This window comes from bacterium, from assembly GCA_030646995.1.
In the GTDB taxonomy this organism is placed as follows: domain Bacteria; phylum Patescibacteriota; class Minisyncoccia; order UBA6257; family WO2-44-18; genus JAUSKF01.
Genome location: JAUSKF010000006.1, coordinates 64,565 through 85,215, shown reverse-complemented (window position 1 = coordinate 85,215; position 20,651 = coordinate 64,565). Strand labels below are relative to the sequence as shown.

The 20,651-nt window shown below is 46.3% G+C and carries 20 protein-coding genes; all 20 read right to left on the bottom strand.

Going from position 1 to position 20,651, the window contains the following annotated elements; translation table 11 throughout:
• Nucleotide 1: 1 nt before the first annotated feature.
• Nucleotides 2-703: a nucleotidyltransferase family protein gene (locus Q7S83_03730; GenBank protein ID MDO8467220.1), complete on the bottom strand. Its 702-nt coding sequence runs from the start codon at nt 701-703 to the stop codon at nt 2-4.
• Between the two features lie 59 nt (nt 704-762).
• Nucleotides 763-1,887: a peptidoglycan-binding domain-containing protein gene (locus Q7S83_03725; protein MDO8467219.1), complete on the bottom strand. Its 1,125-nt coding sequence runs from the start codon at nt 1,885-1,887 to the stop codon at nt 763-765.
• Nucleotides 1,888-1,913: 26 nt separating this feature from the next.
• Complete coding sequence (locus Q7S83_03720; protein ID MDO8467218.1) at nt 1,914-2,597, bottom strand: hypothetical protein; 684 nt, start codon at nt 2,595-2,597, stop codon at nt 1,914-1,916.
• An 88-nt stretch (nt 2,598-2,685) separates the two neighbouring features.
• Nucleotides 2,686-4,872 carry an O-antigen ligase family protein gene (locus Q7S83_03715; protein MDO8467217.1) on the bottom strand — a complete coding sequence of 729 codons (2,187 nt, stop codon included), beginning with the start codon at nt 4,870-4,872 and terminating at the stop codon, nt 2,686-2,688.
• Entirely contained in the window at nt 4,872-5,789 is a 918-nt protein-coding gene (locus Q7S83_03710) for a hypothetical protein (protein MDO8467216.1), read from the bottom strand. Before Q7S83_03710 ends, Q7S83_03715 begins: the two co-directional genes overlap by 1 nt.
• Nucleotides 5,790-5,847: 58 nt before the next feature.
• On the bottom strand, nt 5,848-6,897 hold the full coding sequence (locus tag Q7S83_03705) for a hypothetical protein (protein ID MDO8467215.1): 1,050 nt from the start codon (nt 6,895-6,897) through the stop codon (nt 5,848-5,850).
• A 132-nt stretch (nt 6,898-7,029) separates the two neighbouring features.
• Nucleotides 7,030-8,157: an N-acetylneuraminate synthase family protein gene (locus Q7S83_03700; protein MDO8467214.1), complete on the bottom strand. Its 1,128-nt coding sequence runs from the start codon at nt 8,155-8,157 to the stop codon at nt 7,030-7,032.
• Nucleotides 8,157-9,044, bottom strand: coding sequence for a DMT family transporter (locus Q7S83_03695; GenBank protein ID MDO8467213.1), 888 nt, complete (start codon nt 9,042-9,044; stop codon nt 8,157-8,159). The genes Q7S83_03700 and Q7S83_03695 overlap by 1 nt, the downstream gene beginning before the upstream one ends.
• Before the next feature lie 14 nt (nt 9,045-9,058).
• Nucleotides 9,059-9,994 carry an NAD(P)-dependent oxidoreductase gene (locus Q7S83_03690; GenBank protein MDO8467212.1) on the bottom strand — a complete coding sequence of 312 codons (936 nt, stop codon included), beginning with the start codon at nt 9,992-9,994 and terminating at the stop codon, nt 9,059-9,061.
• A 5-nt stretch (nt 9,995-9,999) separates the two neighbouring features.
• Nucleotides 10,000-10,731 carry an acylneuraminate cytidylyltransferase family protein gene (locus Q7S83_03685; protein MDO8467211.1) on the bottom strand — a complete coding sequence of 244 codons (732 nt, stop codon included), beginning with the start codon at nt 10,729-10,731 and terminating at the stop codon, nt 10,000-10,002.
• Complete coding sequence (gene neuC / locus Q7S83_03680) at nt 10,718-11,893, bottom strand: UDP-N-acetylglucosamine 2-epimerase (protein MDO8467210.1); 1,176 nt, start codon at nt 11,891-11,893, stop codon at nt 10,718-10,720. The genes Q7S83_03685 and neuC overlap by 14 nt, the downstream gene beginning before the upstream one ends.
• 46 nt (nt 11,894-11,939) lie before the next feature.
• Nucleotides 11,940-12,509: a hypothetical protein gene (locus Q7S83_03675; GenBank protein MDO8467209.1), complete on the bottom strand. Its 570-nt coding sequence runs from the start codon at nt 12,507-12,509 to the stop codon at nt 11,940-11,942.
• Nucleotides 12,484-12,921, bottom strand: a complete 438-nt coding sequence (locus Q7S83_03670) for an NUDIX domain-containing protein (GenBank protein MDO8467208.1) — start codon at nt 12,919-12,921, stop codon at nt 12,484-12,486. The genes Q7S83_03675 and Q7S83_03670 overlap by 26 nt, the downstream gene beginning before the upstream one ends.
• A 42-nt stretch (nt 12,922-12,963) precedes the next feature.
• A complete protein-coding gene (locus Q7S83_03665; GenBank protein MDO8467207.1) occupies nt 12,964-15,477 on the bottom strand; it encodes a glycosyltransferase in 2,514 nt (837 codons plus the stop codon).
• On the bottom strand, nt 15,477-16,412 hold the full coding sequence (locus Q7S83_03660) for a GDP-L-fucose synthase (GenBank protein MDO8467206.1): 936 nt from the start codon (nt 16,410-16,412) through the stop codon (nt 15,477-15,479). Before Q7S83_03660 ends, Q7S83_03665 begins: the two co-directional genes overlap by 1 nt.
• Nucleotides 16,403-17,605 carry a DegT/DnrJ/EryC1/StrS family aminotransferase gene (locus Q7S83_03655; GenBank protein ID MDO8467205.1) on the bottom strand — a complete coding sequence of 401 codons (1,203 nt, stop codon included), beginning with the start codon at nt 17,603-17,605 and terminating at the stop codon, nt 16,403-16,405. Before Q7S83_03655 ends, Q7S83_03660 begins: the two co-directional genes overlap by 10 nt.
• Complete coding sequence (gene gmd / locus Q7S83_03650; protein MDO8467204.1) at nt 17,581-18,588, bottom strand: GDP-mannose 4,6-dehydratase; 1,008 nt, start codon at nt 18,586-18,588, stop codon at nt 17,581-17,583. Before gmd ends, Q7S83_03655 begins: the two co-directional genes overlap by 25 nt.
• Before the next feature lie 42 nt (nt 18,589-18,630).
• Entirely contained in the window at nt 18,631-18,852 is a 222-nt protein-coding gene (locus tag Q7S83_03645) for a phosphopantetheine-binding protein (GenBank protein ID MDO8467203.1), read from the bottom strand.
• Nucleotides 18,836-20,314, bottom strand: a complete 1,479-nt coding sequence (locus tag Q7S83_03640) for an amino acid adenylation domain-containing protein (protein MDO8467202.1) — start codon at nt 20,312-20,314, stop codon at nt 18,836-18,838. Before Q7S83_03640 ends, Q7S83_03645 begins: the two co-directional genes overlap by 17 nt.
• A complete protein-coding gene (acpS, locus tag Q7S83_03635) occupies nt 20,302-20,649 on the bottom strand; it encodes a holo-ACP synthase (protein MDO8467201.1) in 348 nt (115 codons plus the stop codon). The genes Q7S83_03640 and acpS overlap by 13 nt, the downstream gene beginning before the upstream one ends.
• Nucleotides 20,650-20,651: the final 2 nt, after the last annotated feature.

The window sequence follows — 20,651 nt, the reverse complement described above, 5'->3', positions numbered from 1 at the left end:
CCTACCACTCCTTAATAGCTTTCTCCCATTTTTCTAAAGTATCGCAGGGAAACCATCGATAATTTTCTACTCTATGCCCGGCTAACTTTCCGTCTTTCGCCAATTTAGGGAAGATGTCTTTCTCAATCATCAAAAATCCCTTGGAAAAATCAGCATACTTTAATACTTCTGGCTCTAATATGTATATTCCTGAGCTGACGAAGCTAGATTGCACATCTTTTGGCTTCTCTAAAAACTGCATAATCAGATTGCCTTCCATTACTGGGACCCCGAAATTTTGCGCATTATCTACTTTCACCAAAGCGATAGTCGCCATTGGTTTTGCGGAATTGGCTTTATGAGCCGCTATCAACGCGGACAGATCAAAATCTTTTAACTCATCTCCGTTTGAAAGAATGAACGGCTCGGTTAATTTTTCAGAGATAAGCTTCAAGCCGCCAAAAGTGCCGAGTGGCTCATGCTCTACCGCTAACTCTATCTTTCCTCCCAACTCATTTTCATAACGCTTCTGCCACCACTGGAAATCTTCGGTATGGTTCTTATTGATAAGAATCGTGGCTTCATCTACTCCATGTTTGGCAAAAAAACCAAGCAAATGGTTTAAAATAGGCTTTCGATTCACGGTCAATAAAGGCTTCGGCGTCTCCAGGGTCACCGGATAAAGCCTCGTCCCCGAGCCACCTGCTAATATGACGCCTTTCATTTCGTTGCCTGAATAATAAAACAAAATCCCCCCATAGTCTAGGGGGATTTTGTTTAGATTTATTGAGCCGCCACCTTAGCTTGTAACTCTTTCAAAGCTTTCAACGCAGCCTCTAACTGGGCCTGCTGAGCGGAAGTGGATGGGACGGGTACTGGAGCCGGAGCTGGTTTAGCAGCTTTAGCTTGTAGTTCCTGCAACATCTTTACTAGAGCATCCAACTGGGCTTGCTGAGCAGAAGTTGATGGGACTGGCACTGGGGCAGGGGCTGGTTTAGCAGCTTGCGCCTGTAAATCTTTCAACTGCTTGGTTAGGGCGTCTAAAGTCGCTTGTGCGCCAGAGGCCGGAGCTACTGTGCCGCTACCAAATATCTCCTTCAACTTCGCCCTTGTCTTCGGACCCAGGTTTCCATTTCCAGGGTCGGTCGCTTTCTGAATAACTCCATACTTGAGCTGGAATTTCCGGATAGCGGCCTTAGTTAAATTACCAAGATAGCCGGTAACCAGCCCTTCAGGATAAATTTCTTTATCGGTGGCTAAAAGTTCCTGCAATCGCTTTACATCGTCTCCTTTTGAACCAACACTCAAATTCTTATTAAACACCGGGGAAACCAACTGCGCCACGGGAGAGGGGTTGGCAACGGTCGCAGCCGGAACGTTGGCAACCACGGCCGCTCCCGGTACTGGAGCAGGAACTACGGCCGGAGGTGGCACAGGAGTTGGTGTCGGGACGGGAGCTGGGGAGGGAGACGGAGACGGAGATGGGCTCGGAGACGGAGATGGTGAAGAACCACCGCCAGCTCCTCCACCAGCATCAGGACTTGTGCAGGTAGTGGTCCCAGGAGTGACTGTAATATTCTGGGTGCCTGCAGAGCTGATGCTCAATTCCGAAGAGGAGCTACCACAAGTAAAGGTGGCGATCGCGCTTCCTACGGTGTAGGTAAAATTTCTCCGATCTGTTGAAGCAATATTCAGACTAGACCCAGAAACTAAAGTAGCAGTCATGGAAGATGTGAGCACTTCTAGAGTTTCCACCGCGCCGTTCGCTACAGACAAAGTAAGATTGCTTCCCCCAACGGAGACTACGATGGAACTTCCGCTATTAAGCGTGACTGAATTGTATGCCGCAAAAGCTACAAGGGATGGCAACAAGGCAAGCACCGATAAAGTTGTGAGAACTTTTTTCATTAGTTTTATTAAGCTCTTAAAAAACTTTATTCGGTCGGGCACTCAATTAATCGGCCAATCAAAGCAATAGAGTTATCCGCATCTACGTCCAAGCTACTAGCGGAGATGGAAACGCAATCAATTCCATTATTCGTCCGCAAAATAATTTCCGCGCCGACAGTGGGACCACCACCTACATAAACGGTGCTGCTGGCAGTTCCAGCGCCGACACCCAAAGTGACATTGAGGGCGGCGGCAGTCGTCGCAAGAGTGGAGGTGGCAACGCCAACTCCATTACTCCCGGCATCAACAACCAAGCTGGTAGTATCCACAGTCAAACCGAACCCAACCGTGCTGGTAGCTGTGGTTGAGGTAGCAATCAAGTAGGAAGCTTCTAAAACATCTGCTACAACCACGGTGCCCGCGAGATCAGAATTTCCCTTCACGCCCAATCTTATCGCGGCTCCCGGGGTAGTGGTGCCGATTCCCAAAGCGCCCAACAACCAAGAACTTCCGGTTGAGGTAGATGTGTAATAATCAGCGGACACAAGACCCTCAAAAATGCCGCCTCCTTTCACACCCATCGCCGCGCCGGGAGTGGCCGTAGCTACACCCACGCTAGTATCACTAATATAGCTGACGGCCGACGCCATCAACGTAACCGCAAAAACCGACACCATCACTGACGCCACAACCGACAAGACCTGCTTTTTATTAAAAGAAAAAACCATTTTTATTTTATTAATTTTTTTATTATGAAAAACGACTTTTTAATTATAAGAGGCGCTTGAAATCAACGCAAGTGTCGCCTGTGGATAACTACAGCTGCCCCTTAAGACGGTTAACGATTTCCTGATAAGGCGCTTCAAGTCCCTGCAATTTAGCGTCCGGTGCCAGCTTGAGCAAATAGCTATACAGCGCTTTGGCGTTTTGCGGCTGACCTACTCTCATATACACATCAAACAATTTCGCCAAATCACTAATAAAGTTATGGAACAAAGCCGGATGTAATTTAAGATCGGGGTTGTTGAGCCGGTTCTGATTCATCGCCTCCACCACCTTTACCACGACATCATTTCGGTTCGCGAAAATTCCCACGGTAGCATAATTTACCTGCGCGTCCCGATAAGTAGGCTCCAACGAAGCCGCTTCCTCCAAAACGTCCAGGGCTTTCTCAACCTCATTGGTGAGCAAGTAATTATCGGCTTGCAGGAAAAGAATCTGCTGCTTGGTTGGGCTTAATTGGCGAGCGATCTCCAGATGCTCGCGAGATTTCCCAAAATATGAAGGGTCTAGGGTGCGACCCCCTTGATACAAATTAGCCGCCATCAGATGTAGCCGGATATTTTTCGGGTTGTCTTTTAAGTATTTTTCTATCTCATCTACGGCGTACCGGAGGAAGGGAAGCTTCGCTTCGGTGGGAAAATTACCCTGCCCCAAAAGCAACCCGGCCACGCGCGCCAACTGCTCTAGAGTCTCTCCTTTAGCAAAAGTATTTTTGGCCATCGCCGCTTTGAAGGCAGCAAGGGTATTGGCCAAGGGATTGCCGGAGGAAACAGTAGCTTTCAGGGCAGTAATAATTCCGCGAGCTTGAGCGATCGGCTTGATATTCGCAAAATAGATCACCGCCGATGCGATCAACAACCCGGCGATTAAAACCGCGTATGATTGCGAGCGGCGATCACCCAAGTCCTCCACGCTATGCTTGGGCATAGACTCCTCATAGGAGCGATTCAAGAAAGCGGCAATGCTAAAGAAAAGCACATAGGTATTGAAGTTTTCGAAAACGAAAAGGTTCTGGAAAAAATAAGCCACCAAAGTCACTAGGACCAAAATAGATTCGGTAATCGTAAAAATCTTGCGCCGCCCAAGCTTCCATATGTAATAGAACAAAACTCCATAAAGAGAGAGGTAGGAGGCGAGCCCAAAGACTCCGCCATTAACCAGCCATTCAAAAATAATATTATGGGGACGATCAAACCAAGGCTCTTGGTCATACAATCCGGGATTGAAATATTTAGAAAAGGCCTGGATAAAATTCTCCTGCCCCCAACCCAAAATTGGACGCTCTTTAAAGGCCTGAAGGCCGATACCCCAAATCATCACGCGGGAACGAACTGTGTGTTCACTGAAAGAAATAGAAGTAAGGCGGGCAAGGGCTCGATTACTTTGAATCAGACTTGTATTACGCATCAGCCACAAAGTAGCCGGCACCACAATCACCGCGACCAACAATCCAATTACGAGCTTTCTAGTTCTGAACTCCCCTGCTGATGTCGGTTTTTTGAATATCAGATAAAGGACGAGGAACAGGGGGGTGGCCATAACCAAAGAAAGGACCGCTCCTCTGCTGACCGTAAAGAACATTACCATCAAAAAGAAACCGATCGTGGAACCGTAAAAATACTTCCAAAATTTGGATGTAGCATTCGCGAATAAGATAATCGCCAAAGCTATTACCAGCGTCAGATAAGCCGCCAAATAAGTCGGGTTGCCAATGGTTCCATCAATACGAAAACCACCTCCCTGAATGGCCTCCTTGATGCCCAACACCTGCAACATTCCATACACCCCAACCCAAATACCTGCCCCCACGAACGCTTTAAAGAAATTAAGCCATTCATCTTTGGTCCGAAACACATTGGTCATCACCAGGAAATAAGCGGCCAAATGCAGGATCATCATATAGCCCTCCATTCTTTCCAAGCGAGACCAGAAACTGCCCGACGGATCCACGCCCAGCAGATTGGCCAAACCAATAATCGCTACGAACGCCAGAATCGCAATCGTCATCGGCGTCATCTTCGGCCGGTATTCTTTTTTCAAAACCACCAAGGCCAACCAGAGGACAAGCGCCAGCTCTACCAAAATACGGAAGGCAAAATTCCGCCCCGTGATATAAGGAAAGAACATTGAGGTGGAGATCCAAAGGGAGAGAAATGGAATTATAAAAACCAGAGCTTTTATGCTCCAGATGTAATAGTTGGCTAAAGTTTTAGAATTCATTATTCGCGATTACTCCCGGATTTCTTCTTTTTCTCTATCAGCTCAAGATCGCTGATGTGACGGCTGACATCATCATAACTCAATCCTTGGGCCGCCAAAAGGTCGCCGTTGAATTTCCAAGCGGCCAACAAAAGATCATGGACATCATTCAAGCCATTTTCTTTGGCAAACATCATAAAAGCGGAGAGGTCTTTCGGGAAACAATAGCCGCCGAAACCACGATAGCCACCATGAATAACATCCAAGTGTGAATCGCCAATACGATGGTCGGCCGACATTCCCTGCCGCACGTTTTCATAATCCGCCCCGAGCTTCTCGGAAGCCTTGGCCAAAGCATTCGCCCAGTTAACTTTTTGCGCGAAGTAGACATTGCCGGCGTATTTGATCATTTCAGCTTCAGTGGCGCTGATGCGGGTGTGTTTATAAGTGCTGATCCCCCACGGGGACATAAAAGGAGCCTTCGGTAACAAGGAAAGGACAAGGCCGGCCGCTTCCATACTCTGCTCGGTAAAGCCAACGATCTGGCGATCGGGGTTCAACATATCGTGCCAAGCGGTCTTCTCGCTCAAAAATTCCGGGTTAAATAAAAACTTGTGATTCGGATATTGCTTTTGCAGGCGAGCAGTAGTGCCCGGAGGAATGGTGGATTTCACCACAATTATCTTGCTCCCCTGCACTTTACTCACCGCATTTTCCACAATGGAAGTATCACAAGAGCCGTCTTTCGGGCTACGAGGAGTCGGAACGACGACGAAAATAACCTCGGCATCATTAATATTGCCCACGCATTTGGCCGGGTCTATATCATAAGTCACCAGATCCACGCCGGTTTTGTAGCCCTTAAATTCTTCAAAATATCGTTTGAGCTGGGCGCCTACCCATCCGACACCAATTACGCCAAGTTTGGGATGATACATAACAAAAGTTATTGTAGCGCAAAATATCGAAAAATAAAAGCCCCCGAAAATCGGGGACCTATTGACCTTCCAGGGAATCAATTGCCTGACAAATTTTCTTTATAGCTTCGCCTGGGTTAGCAACTACCGGGAAAACATTCATCTGCCGAATCAACATCTCTTGCTTATAGCCTCCGTGGACCAGTAAGGCAAAGATCTTATTCGCCAGAGAGCTCGGATTGCTCGAAACCTGCGAGCTGATACCCATCTGGCAGGGAGGCCAAATCCTCATTCCGTCGTAACTCTCCATTTCGTTGAAATAAAGTTCTGTGAAGTAGTTGATGACTGGCTTCCGCATGCAAGCGGCTTCAATGCCCGTATTAGATGCCGGCGCCACCAAAAGGTCGGACGCGGCGATGAGATTGTGCGCGCTGAATTCGGGAGCGCGAACTATTCTCACCGGAACCTTACTATGAGTAACAAATCCAGAATAAAGTTCGGGGTCACTTCGATCGCCTGGATGAAGATTAATGACCACGCGCCAACCCTCTTGTGATCTTTTATCCAGCAAATGCGCCGCCTCTATAACTCCACCGTAAAGAAGCATATTCAATACCAAACCCTTGCCCCCAGAACACATAATAACCTTGTCATCAATTCCGAAACCCAACGCTCCCCTTGTGTCCTCGACCGGATTGGCCGGCTCAAAATATTTTTCCCAACAAGGATTTCCTGAAAAGATCACTTCGGCATTAGGGAAAAGGAACTTTGCTCCCCGCACTTCTTGTGCAACCGGCAAAAATACGAACTTTGTATGCTTCCGATATTCTGCCAACCAAGGCCGCTTATAGCAGCCGAAAAGATCACTTACGAACCCTAAGGGGATCCCTCTTTCTGCGGCGTTTTTAGCGGCAAAGATCTCTTGCTTTGCCAAAACTGCGGAAGAAGACATGCCGATCAAAACAAAATCGACTTCCTTGAATTCCTCCAGGCCCAACGGATGATCCGGAGCCACCCCGAACGCCAAACAGCGCCTGCATAGATGTCTACCCGACTTCTCCATATTCGTCGCCAACATTTCCAAAATCTGCGATGGCGCTACGTCATGCGCGACAAGCAACGCTTTCATTCTAAACTCCTTTTTTCAAGGAAATCCCTCATATGAATTATAAGGGGATTAATCTAGCAAGATGATACCGAAATTAAGCTAAAATGGCAACAACGGATTTCTGCCATTCCTTGCTATAATTGGCAGAAACAACTACATAAGAACTTCGATAGTTATCGGATCAAACTTTTTTAATGCAATTTTAGTTTTCTTACCCAACACTTCTTTATACTTCTCCGACGGCAAACCGCCGGCCATCGCCTGCGGACGCATGGCATAAAGCATTTCTTTTGTTATTTCAATTCCAGGGGGAATATCTTGACTAGCCATCAACGCCTTTCGAAACAAAGGCCGGAAAACCGTCTCTCCGTCCTGTAGCACCTTCTCCTCGGCACCCATTCCACGGCGTCCATAGTCACTTTCCAAAATTTCTTTTTTCTTAGCAGGATTATTTTCCAGCTCACGTACGCCCCTCACCAAATCGCGCAATTCCGCGGGGGTCATAGAAACCTTGTGATCCGGACCCCAGACATCACGGGAAACCGAAAAGTGTTTTTCCAAAATAGTAGCGCCCATTGCAACCGCCAATATGTCAGGCTCAATTCCAATTGAGTGATCCGAGAAACCGATCGGCATATCAAACTTTCTTCGATAAAGATCCATTGTTCTCAAAGAAAGATCCTCCGGCGGGCAGGGATACTTGGAAACACAGTGCAACAACGCCACTCTCGGATTTTTCTCCCGCAAAAAGTTCACGGCTTTTTCCACCTCTTCCAGAGTACTCATACCGGAGGAAAGCATTATTGGCTTATCGGTATTGCGCAAATAATCCAACATTACGAAATCCAAAATGTCGCCGGAGCCGATCTTCCAAAGCTGGGTGTTCACTTGTTCATGTAAAATTTTGGCCGCTCCTCGGCTCATCGGTGTAGAAAAAAGAAATATCCCTTTTTCTTTGGCATATTGCATCAATGGCAGCAAAAATTCCTTGACCGGAGTGCCTTTGGTATTCCTGGTCACCCAACCATAACGATCGCCGCTCTTCCAATTTGGAAAATGCGGGGAGACAAAATTGATATTCAGGATCTCATCCTCCACGCTATGAGTCTGTATCTTTACGGCATCAGCCCCGGCGGCCACCGCCTCATCAACGAGCCTCTTGGCATTCTCCAGATAAACCCCAACTGGCTGGTCTTCTTCTGTCTGGATAAAATTCTTGCCGACTTCAGCGATTATAAATACCCCTTTTTGAATTTTCTCCCAAATCTTTTCGCTATTCATTAGCTAAAGAGTATCAAGACCACGCCACCGATTGCAATCATCGCCCCGATCAGCTTTTTTGCAATATCTTTTTCCTTAAAAAACAGCCAACCCCACAAAATTCCGAATAATATTCCCATTCTTTTAATGGCGATGGTGTAAACAGCCAAACCAATCAATAGCGCCACATTGAAAAGAACGTTGCTTAAAGCACCGATCAAACCTAAAGAAATCACGCCTCTAATCTCTTGCATGCCAATGCCCTTTAAATGCGAGGGGCGGAATTTTCCAATCAACATCAAATAACTACCGCTAGTAAAAGCCATGATTGCGAGTGCCACCGCCGGACCGAAGAACACACTTGAGTGCTGGGCGGCCAATTTATCGAAATTAACAGTGACTGAAGAAAGCAAGGCCACGCCGATCGCTAGTAAAACTCCACGATCGATCTTTCCCGCCTCCGGGGCAAGCTCTTTTTTTACTTCCTTGCGAGAATCTCTTTCTACAAACCACAAACCGACCACCGTCAGCATAACTCCAAAAATTCCCAATGGACGAGGTATCTCTCCAAGAAATATAAAGGCCGTAAATAATAAGAATACTGGGGTCAAAAGAGACACCGAAAAAACTCGAGAAAATTCTCCCAATTGATAGGCGCGTAACAACATTGGAGCGGTGATGGAATTAATAAGGCCGGTAACCACAACCGCTATCCAAAAGGTTCGATCTAACTGGGGAATGCCATTAATGTAGGCAGCGGAAAATAAAGCGATCGAGGCAACCAAGGAAGAAAGAAAGATAACGGCCGACTTAGAAAGCTTGGAATAAGAAATTACATATTTACTATAAGCATTGTGCGCCGAATAGCTAAAAGCGTTAGAAAGCGCAAATAAAAACCAAACGATCATGGTTTAAGTTTAACTTACTTCAGCAATTCTTTCTTTACTAGATCCGCAATAAACTCCTCTGTTATTTGCATCGCGTCGTAAGTGGCCCCACCAATATGTGGAACGATTATCAAATTATGCTGACCGCCTTTCGCTATGTCCCAAAGTTCGCTCTTGGCCAGATGCGCGCCGCTCCCCTCCTCATCCCACATCACATCCACCGCCGCGCCGGCAATCCAGTTTTCTCGCAAAGCTTTTTCCAAAGCTCCTTTTTCTACTATCTCCGCCCGGGCAGTGTTTATAAAATGCGCCGTGGGCTTCATTAGTTTCAAATGGTCTTCTTTGATCAAACTCTGCGTCGCCTCGGTAAGCAAGACATGCACCGACAAAACGTCTGATTTTTTAAAAAGCTCTTCCATGGAAACTTTTTCGGCGCTATGCCGCGACATAGCATTGGCATCAACAGCCGGATCGGCGGCGATTACTTTCATACCCAGAGAATTTGCGTAACGGGCGACCATCTTTCCTAAGCGGCCCAAGCCCAAAATGCCCAATATCTGCCCGGCCAGTTGGTGGCCCTTGAACTGGTCGCGGTTCCACCCCCCGGCTTTGACGTGTTCGTGAGCCTGCGGAATTTTCCGAGCCAATGCCAAAATTAAAGCCAGAGTTTCTTCCGCCGTGGAAGTGATCTTATCCAAAAATTCCGTATGCCCGCGCAGGGTCACCAATTTGATTCCCCGCTTCTCCGCTTCGGCTACATCAATATGATTCAATCCGGTAGTCGGAGAAGCGATTACTTTCAGTTTCGGCATCTTATCCATCCAGCTTTTATCAATTTTATTTTTCAGCCGAATCACAATCACTTCCGTGTCCGCATTCGGTTCGCCGCCCAAAACTACCTCGCCCATGGTCTTATAGGCCGCGAGGGCCTTTGGAGAGTAATCCTGCGGTTCGGTGATTAAGATCTTCATATTCGTTAGTCGTTAGTCGTTAGTCGTTTTAATGCCTTCTCCGCCGCCTCCCAATCCGCGGGAACATTAATATCCACGACGTATTTAGCATCGACTATGTACGGCATGGTTTTCTCTCCATAAAAATTCGGTTTTGCCGGATCGAAAAGAAGGCTGGTCTTAAAAAGATAAATTGAGCCCACGCTCCAATAGTTTTTTTCCAAGTCCTGGCGGCGAGAAACACGCTCATATATCGGCCCAACATCTTTTACTAAGCGCAAGGCTCTGGATTCATCAACAAACATCGCTTTTTTATAGTGGTAATTTTCCGGGATCTCGGCAACGCTCAAAACAGAATCCGCCCCGCTTTTTTCCATCAGGCCGGCGGCCTCTTTGATATGAAAGGCTTGCCGTGCCGGAGAAGTTGGCTGGAGTAGCAATACATAATCCGGCTCATAGCCATCTTTTTCTTTTAAGGCTTTTACCGCGTGCTGAAGCACCGGCAAATGGGCGGATTTGTCGTCAGAGATGTCCGCCGGACGCATAAAAGGAACTTCGCAACCATATTGCTTTGCTACCTCTGCGATTGCCGGATCATCAGTAGATAAAATCAGCCGGTCAATCACACCGGATTCTTTGGCGGCATCAATCGTGTAAGCGATCAACGGCTTGCCAAGTAACGATTTAATATTTTTCCCGGGAATCCCCTTGGAACCTCCCCTCGCGGTAATAATTCCTAAAATCTTAGGCTTGGTCATAGAACTTTTTCTGCGGCGCTAATTTCACCTTGCTCAAAACCTCCACGATCTTTTTGCTGGAATTAGATTTGAAATAAAGATCGGACTTTCCATAGTTGCCGTTCTTTAACTGCTTCTGGATGCCCGCCTTAATGCTGGCGGCCTGATAGCCGACGTCCAGCACATTCTCCGCGCGCAAGCGATTAGCTTGTCGAGTGCCGATGTTTACCACCGGCGTGCCGAGATAAGAAGCCTCTTTAATTCCCGCCGAAGAATTACCAACCAGCGCCGCGGATTTGCGTAATAGCGCAATAAAATCTTCCGGAAGAAGGTCGGTAACGAAGCGGATCTTTTCATTCTTTAATTTCCCCTGCTCGCGATAAATTCGGATCGCCTTAGAGACATCGCCGGTGCCCGCGTCGCTGTTCGGCCAAAACCAGACCGTCGGCATATTCAACTGATCAATTGCTTTCAGGGTTTCCTCGGCATTGCGACGGTTGTTCTTCTCGGTGGTGACCGGATGCTGCATCACGATCAGAAATGGCTTGCTCACATCAATCTTTGCGCCCAATCCGCTTTTGTTTACCGCTCTCCCGTCATTATTTTTGTCTACCAAAGAAGCGAACTCCACATCCGGAGAGCCAACATTGAAAACCAATTTCGGATTCTCGCCCATCTGAATTACGCGCTTGCGAGCCGATTCGTTAGTCACAAAATGGATATGGGCGAGCTTAGTGATCGCGTGCCTAACGCTTTCATCAATCGTGCCGCTGACATCGCCGCCTTCAATATGAGCGATCGTTTTATTCAAATAAGCCGCCACCATCGCAATGGCCAACTGCTCAAAACGGTCGCCGCGTATCAAAACGATATCCGGGTTTAATTTATAAAGTGAGTTGGCAAATTCCAAGGCCGTCAGGCCGGCAGTTTTCGCCATAGCGATATGCCCGCCGCCCTCAACTACATTAAAAAGGGTTTCATTAACCACAAATCCCGCCGCCTCTATCGCAGGCAAAAAACGCTCACCGTGTTTATCCAGTAGCACCGAACCGCCCACCACCAGCTGGAGTTCCAACTTGGGATTCTTGTTTATAAGATTCAGAAGATGTTTCTGACGAGCGTAGTGAATTCGGCTGGTAATCGGGAAGCAAATTTTACGTTTATTTTTAGCTTTAATAGCCATCAATTTTGTGCTTGTAAATTACCACTTTATAAGTGGTAAGTCAAAGCTATTTTAAAGGAACGATCTCCTGAGATTGACGGACTTTAATGACCTGATTCGGACCATAAACACCTCTTAAAATCGCTCCCGGATAAATCCAGCAATTCTTTCCGATTACTGTTCCAGGGTAAAGCAAGGCTCCGATACCGATAAAAACATTATCCCCGATTATTGCCCCCTGTTTCTCCCCCTGTAAGTGCACTTTAGAATTGGCAATTTTCACCCCGGCGCCCAAGTTGCAATTACGCCCAATAATGGAATGGGCAACGAAATTCATGTGCGCGACGTGAGTTCCTTTGCCAACGTAGGCATTACTAACCTCACAAGCATGTCCAACCACCACCTCATCATCTGCGTAAAAATTAGATCCGACAAAAGCAGCATGTCTTACTTGGCACTTTTTCCCAAAGCGCGCCGGCCCCCTAACCCAAGCGGCGTTTTGCACCTCGGTCCCTTCACCAAAAATATTCTCTTTCCCAACGAGCTCCGGCAAATTCTTAACTATCCCCCAAAGATCGTCAACGCTTTTGGCGTCAAAGGGCGACCAGTCATTAAATAAGTCCTCTATTTTTAGCATGTTCTATAATTTTATTATTTGAGTCGAAGGCAACCGGCGGCAAGTCCTCTCTAGAAAACCACTTCAGCTCCAGAATTTCATCGCTTAAATTAATTTTCTGATCAGATAAATCAGTTCGATATACGATAGAAAGAATCGGATTACTTACCCCCTTCCATTCCGCGTAACCGGGGAAAAATCCGACAAGTTCCATTTTACCACAATCTATAGACAACTCTTCCTTGATTTCTCTTCGCAGGGCGTCCTCAGGAACTTCTTGCTCACTCATATACCCGCCTATTAGATCCCACCAGCCCAAGAAGGGTTCCTGTGTGCGCTTCGCCAAAAGAACTTTTTTATCTTTCAAAATCAAAGCCGTGACCGTCGCCCTGGGATTACGAAAAGCGCAGACCTCGCACCCAACTTTTTCCATAATACAAAGATTTAATCATAGAATCACTAGTGAATCAAGAAGCTATCTCTGGATCTGATATATCTCTACCAAAGAATTTTTGAAGACCTGCTTAAGATTGGGGTCGCTCGAAAGACGGGCAGCGCCAAACTGTTTTTCCCAGGGGCCATAATAAACATAGTCAGCGTTAGTGTCTTTCCAAGAGGCCTTCATTTTCCGGTACCCCGCAATCGCCTTTTCCGGACTAGAAGCCATCTCTGTCATATACCAACCATGCTCAGCCAAGTACCATCGGTTTTTTGTAAAATTAAAATGCGAGGCCTTAAAGCACTCTTCTCCGGCGCAGATGTCACTAAAATCATCGTCAAAATCTTTTATCCTCCGACTCAACATCTCCGGAGTAACTCCAAATAATTTATTCACCAACATAAATCTTTTCTCCAATTCGGTCGTTGGTAAAGCCGAAATAAATCCGGTCGGAAGATAAGGGCGCGCCTTGGTGTTACCGGCAAGATAAAGCGAGGTCACTAAAGATGAAGAAACGATCTTCGGCTCTTTGCCCAAATTAGCATCTATCCAACTCCAGGAATCCAACATTTCTTTAGGAAAACTATACTCTTTCACGATGCCTGCGGGCGGGTTGATGAATATCAAAGTATTCACTAATTTTTTGCCTGCTAGGCCAGCGATTAAAGAAATACCCAACGCCAAGGCCGCCAATCTTCCCCGTTTACCCAATCCAACCAGCACGTCATAAATGAGATTTACGATGATCAACAAAGCTACTAAACTTACCGATTTTATAAAATGCGAGATCTGAGGAAAAGATCCCAAAATCAACGGTATCTGCCAAACCAAGAACATTGATAAGGTAAGGCCGGCCATAAAAAGCCCTTTTTTTCTATCAGGGCGCCAGCGGAAATAAACCAGATAAACTACGGCGAAAAGGATTGAGTAGATGATATGGTCGAAAACGATCGGGGTTTCAAAGATCATCTGCCAAATATGACCTCGGCCCTGCTCCAATCCCAAACGCAAAGCAAAGTCTTTTCCATGGGTGGCCAGGAAAGAAAAATTATTTATCAAATATGGCAAAACTACTACCCCAGCGACGGAGAATAAAATCAAGAAATTTTTGATCAAGGCCTTGTCGTGGCGACGCGTCAGCAGAACCAGAATAAAAACTGATCCGATGATGACCATCATCATAAGCCAATGATGAAGATAGGTGTAGGCCAGCAATCCAGAAAGCAGGGCGGTAATAATCGCAGTAGAACGTCTGGGTTTATTCCAAAAAGAATAGAAGGCGATAAGCACGGCTAGAAAAACAGGGAGGGTGATCAGCGGGTCTTCAATACGCGCAAGCGGCATTTTCGAGATCGGCGTCCGGACGAACGGAATGAAATTATTGAAGTAGATAGCAAGCGGATTGCGATAAGCATAATAAAATATCTGTTGGGCAAGATAGGTGAAAACTCCAATAAAACCCAGCAGAACTCCCCACAACCGCGACTTCATCATTGCCGATCCTAGGGAAAAAAATAACAAAAAAGCCAGGGCGGAAAAAACAAATTGCAAAGCAAGATATCCGGACTCTACATTACCGCCAAACAAATAAATGAAGGCGGAGAATATCAATGGCGGGAACTGATTCATCAGCGTTTGCGGATTATCGTTCGCGTAGGGGCCCGCCGCCGGGAAGTGCCCGTCGAAAACCTCCCGATCACGCGGAACATAGCTGAAAAACTCATCCCGATAAGTTTCCGGCTGGACTAATAAAAAAGAATCCCCCTGACTCAATATTTTTCTCTCGATTAGAAGTGGCGGGAGAACATAAACCAACCCAACAAAAACCGCGCTCGCAGCTAGTAACAAAAGGAACCTATTTTTTGAAAAACTTAATCCGATTTCCCGAAAAAGACATTTGACGAATTGCAGCCCAACTTTCAAGGACTGCGCCTGGGTTCCACCGGCAAGGCGCTGACCTTCATGAGTCGGAAATTCCACGATCTTCAAACCGGCTTTCATTGCCCGAATCGTATTTTGATATTCAATAGTGTATCCGATGGCGTCCTGACCAAGCCTCTCAATAATTCCCCGACGCAGAGCCCGGAAACCGTTGATAGAGTCGGTAATATATTTTCCCGAACGATTCCATAAAATATTGGCAGCCAAATTAAAGGCATTGTTTACCCACTTGCGCGGCCGCCACCAGGAAATATCTTCTTCATTTATAGCCCCCCTCATCATCCTAGAGGCAATCACGATGTCCGCTCCTTGCTCCAACAAAATTCTAAATTTAGGAAAATCGGCCGAGTCTTCATTGCCGTCCGGGCTAAAATACACGACAGCATCCGCGTCGGTAGATTTTTCCGCCAACTTAAACGCCTCGCCACGACCCCGAGACTTCTGCGGAATAACCCGGATATTCTTCTGCTGGTAGATATCCAAAGTGCCATCGGTAGAACCGCCATCAACAGCAAAAACCTCATCGAACATTGAAGTATCGAGGCCAGGTAAAATTTTCTTCAAACATTCCGCTTCGTTATAAGTTAAAAAGCAGAGCGCTAATTTCATTATTTATGATTTTCCAAAAACCAATTAATAGTTTTACGAAACCCCTCTTCCATGGAAGTCTTGGCCCGAAAACCAAATTCTTTTTCAGCTAAACCGACATCCAAACAGCGGCGAGGTTGGCCATCGGGCCTAGAACTATCCCAACGGATTTCTCCATTATAATCCATCAACCGACAGATAGTAACCATCAGGTCTTTAATGCTCATCTCCTGACCGGAGCCGATATTTACTGGCTCACCTTTGTCATATTTTTCTGCCGCCAGCACAATCGCTTCGGCAGCATCATCAACGTATAGAAACTCACGGGTGGCAGAGCCGGTGCCCCAAGCTTCTATGAATGGGCGACCCTCCTTTTTTGCCTCCGCCACCTTTCGAATCAGAGCCGGGACTACATGAGAATTCTCCGGGTCAAAATTGTCACCGGGGCCATAGAGATTCACCATTAAAAGGTGGACGGCATTAGTCCCATATTCTTGCCGATAGGCTTGCGATTGCACTAACATCATTTTCTTAGCGAGACCATAAGAAGCATTGGTTTCCTCCGGATAACCGTTCCATAGATCTTTTTCCTGAAAAGGTACCGGGGCAAACTTCGGATAGGAGCAGACACTGCCAACTCCCACAAATTTTTCTCCACCCGCCAACCGAAAGGCCTCCAAAATATTCATCCCCATCGCCGCATTGTCGTAAAATGCCACTCCGGGATGCTTACGATTGTAGCCGATACCGCCGACGATGGCCGCCAGATGAATAACGATATCCCTCCCCTTAACGACCTCTTTGCAGGCCGCGGCATCACGCAGATCGTACTCTTTTGACCGAGTAACGGAAATCTTCTCAGCCGGCACGCCGCGCTCAACCAACTTGTCAAAAACCCTACGGCCCAAAAAACCGGCTCCGCCGGTAATAAGTATATTTTTTTTACTTAGATCCATTTTTTAAGAAAATCAGAGAAAACTTCGATGACGTAATCCAGATCTTTGCGGGAAAGATTCTGATGGCAACCGATATAAAAACCATTATTATTGATCCATTGGGCCACCGGATAATTTTTCTCGATATCACCAAAGATCTTTTTGTAATAGGGCTGATTCAACAAAGGAAGCATGTAGCGCGTCTCAACACCGTTCTTTTCTAGATAAGTAATCAACTTATCCCTGCTGATTTGCTTATCCTTCACCACTATCGGGAACATCATAAAGGCGTGTTCGGAATGCTTCGGCCAGGAAGGAAGCTGGATCAAATTGGAAAATTTCGAGAGTCCTTTGAGTAAGTAGTCGGCGTTAATCGAACGATTTTTCAGATTACTGTGCCGATTTTCCAGCTCCGCAACGCCAAGCGCGCCCTCCAGCTCTGTTAGGCGAAGGCTGTAACCCATTCTAACGAAAGAAAAACGCCGGTCGGCCATTTTAAAAATTGATCGATCGTCAGTCAGCTTATCATCGTCGTCAATATTCATATAAATAGAATCACGGCCATGATTCATCATGCTTTTCATCACCACGGCGTACTTCGGATTGTTGGTCAGCGACAAACCGCCGACGCCGGTGACCACAAGATGGGCGGCATAAGTAGAGAAGCAGGAAATATCTCCCCGAGAACCCACAGGCATTCCCTTATGATCAGCGAACATGGACTCACAAGAATCCTCCACTACTTTCAATTTATATTTCTTTGCAATCTTCATCACGGCTTCCATATCGGAAGAAAGACCGAAAAGATGGACCGGCATGATCGCCCGGGTGCGCTTGGTGATCTTCTCCTCTATTTTCGAAGGGTCGATATTATAGGTAACTGGATCGATATCCACGAAGATCGGCTTCAGTCCATTTTGAATAACCACATTAGAAGTGGCGATAAAAGTCAGCGCCGGCACGATCACCTCGTCTCCATCTTTCCAATTGTGAACTTCTTTCAAGGCCCCGATTGCGATCTGCAAGGCTCCGGTGCCACTATTGCAACTGATCGCATATTTTCTCGCATGCAACTTAGCGAATTCATTTTCAAATCTGCGTAAAAACGGCCCATAAGAAAGCCTGTGATTATCCAAAGCTTCGTTGACGTATTTTTTGGCAAGCGGCGATATCTTCACCGTGCCAACCCCTATTTTTCTAATTTGTCTGGGCATATCGCTTTAATGTCAGCGTCCACCATTATCTTCACTAAATCATGGAATTTAGTCTTGGCGACCCATCCGAGTTTTTCTTTGGCCTTCCGAGTATCGGCGACCAGATTCTCTACCTCCGCTGGACGATGGTAGCGAGGATCGATTTCCACATAGGGCTTCCAATCTCCTAATCCGGCATGAGCGAACGCAACATCCAAAAAGTCCCGAATTGAATGGGATTCTCCGGTACCGATAACATAATCCTCCGGCTTGTCCTGCTGAAGCATCATCCACATGGCCTCTACGTATTCCGGAGCATACCCCCAATCTCTCCGCGAATCTAAATATCCCAGATAAATTTTCTTATCCAATCCGGCTTTAATTCTGGCAACTCCTCGGGAAATTTTCCGGGTCACAAACGTCTCTCCACGGCGCGGACCTTCATGATTAAATAAAATTCCGTTCACTGCGAAAATTCCGTAGGCCTCCCGATAATTCTTAGTTGTATAATAGGCGAAGGTCTTGGCCACGCCATACGGACTTCTTGGCCAAAACGGCGTTTCTTCATTCTGCGGCGGAACAGCAGCCCCAAACATCTCCGAAGAAGATGCCTGATAATATTTTACTTTCTTGCCTGTGTGTTCCTGAAAATCCTTAATTGCATCCAAAACCCGAAGCGCGCCCAAACCGGTAATGTCAGCGGTGTACTCCGGAATATCGAACGACACCCGCACATGCGATTGAGCGCCCAAATTATATATCTCATCCGGGGATATCTTATAAATAATTTTACGAATCATCGCCGCATCAGAGAGATCTCCATAGTGGAGATGGAGCCGTTGGTTGGGCTCATGAATATCGCTAAAAAGATGGGCGATGCGGGCGGTATTGAAGCTGGAAGAACGTCGGATGACTCCGTGAACCTCATATCCCTTTCCGAGTAAAAGCTCTGCCAAATGGCTTCCGTCTTGGCCGGCGATTCCAGTAATAAGCGCCTTTTTCATAATAAAAAATATACGAGAATTTACTGCTTTTGGCAAGCCTATTTACCGAAGAAATTCATCTATCTTCTCGATGGAATTAAAATTTTCCGCAGATAATTTTTCCATATCCACCTTGATCTTTAGCTCGCTCTCAATAAAAGTAATCAATTTAATCATCGAAAAAGAATCGAGCACTCCGGAAGTAATCAGATTCTCCGAATCGTTGGTAATTTCTTTTTGAGTTTCTGTTTTAAGAAATTCCCGAACTTTATTTTTTATCTCCATAGTCTGATTTTAAAGCATTACGATCCACCTTCCCGGTGCTGGTACGGGGCAAAAGAGGACGCACTACTATCTTTGCCGGAACCATATATTGCGGAATAAGTTTTGCCAAATCTATTTTGATCATCAATTCCTCCTTCGCTTCTTTCAACTTCACAAAACCGATAAGCTCCTGCCCTCCTGTTGCGGACGCGTCTATCGCAACCGCTGCAGCGTCTTCGATATATGGCAAAGCTAACAAAGCCGCCTCCACATCGCCCAATTCTATCCGATTGCCCATTATTTTTACCTGAAAATCCTTCCGCCCGATAAATTCATAGTTGCCATCCGGAAGTAACCGACCCGAATCTCCGGTTTTATAGACTCGCCCCTTGCCCGTAATATCCACAAATGAGACTGCTGTCTTTTCGGGGTTATTCCAATACCCCAGCCCCACGCCGTCGCCGGCAACACACAATTCTCCATCCACAAGAAAAACTTCCACATTGCGACAGGCCTTGCCGATAGGCACCAACTTGGTCAGATCGGTCGGCGCCTCTGGTATCCGATAGAAAGTACACTGAACGGTCGTCTCGGTCGGCCCATACATATTCACGAATTCTTTTTTCGGAAAAGTTTTCATCCACTCGGCCAAAAATCGGGTCGGAAATCCTTCGCCATTGAAGAAAAATTTCCGTACCAGTGATAAACGATCCTCTTTAATTAAACCCGAGTTCCAAAGATAAACTAAAACTGATGGCACAGAATTCCAAATAGTTAATTTACTCTCTTCAATAAATTTCAGAAGCTGGCCCGGGAATAAGGATAACTCCTCCGGCACCAAATACAAAGTCGCTCCTGCCTTAAAAGCGCAATAAAGATCAAAAGTGGAGAGGTCAAAGTGCAACGGCGGATGCTGAGACATCCTATCTTTTTCGCTAATACCAAATTCTTCTACTGCCCAATCGGTTGCGTTGATAATATTGCCATGCGTAATCATTACGCCCTTAGGAATACCAGTAGAGCCGGAAGTGTAAAGGATGTAGGCAAGATCAACGGAGGTATTTTTGCAATGCATCGCACTGACCGGCATATCTGCTAGCATTTCTGCCTTTTCGTCCAAATCAAAAACCTTGCCACTTTTCACCAAAGCCTTAGTAGCCCGTTCGCAAATCACAACCGATGGCTGCGCGTCGTTAATCATTTGCGCGATCCTTGCTTCCGGAGCTCTGGGATTCAAAGGTACATAGGCCGCATCTACCTTCAAAATTCCGAGAATTACTTGAATTGCTTTGGGAGATTTTTGAAGACAAAAAGCTATGCGATCTCCTCGCTTCACCCCTAATCCTTTGAGAGCGAAAGCCAGCTGATTACTCCGGCTCTCTAATTCCGCAAAAGTAATATTTTGATCTTTCCAGTTAACCGCAATCTTATCCGGAAATTTCTCGGCTGATGCGGAAAAATATTCTTGAATTAATTTAACCATATTGCTGTGGCAATAGCGTGATCTTTGGTGTGCGAAAGCGAAACCAAAAATCTTCCTCGCTGCTTTTTAACTTTAACACTCGGAGCTCCATTTTTATCATTGAAAATCTCCACATCCAAAATTTTATAAATAGTACCTTGAATACACTTAAGCACCGCTTCTTTGGCGGCAAAGCGAGCGGCGAAGTGCGGATAAGGATTTTCTTTCGATAAACAATACTTTATCTCCGACGCGGTAAAAATTTTTTTATAGAAATCGGAATGCCGCTTAAACGGCATTTTCCGAAACCTCCCGACCTCTGCAAGATCCACACCGATACCCAAAATTTTTTCCATTT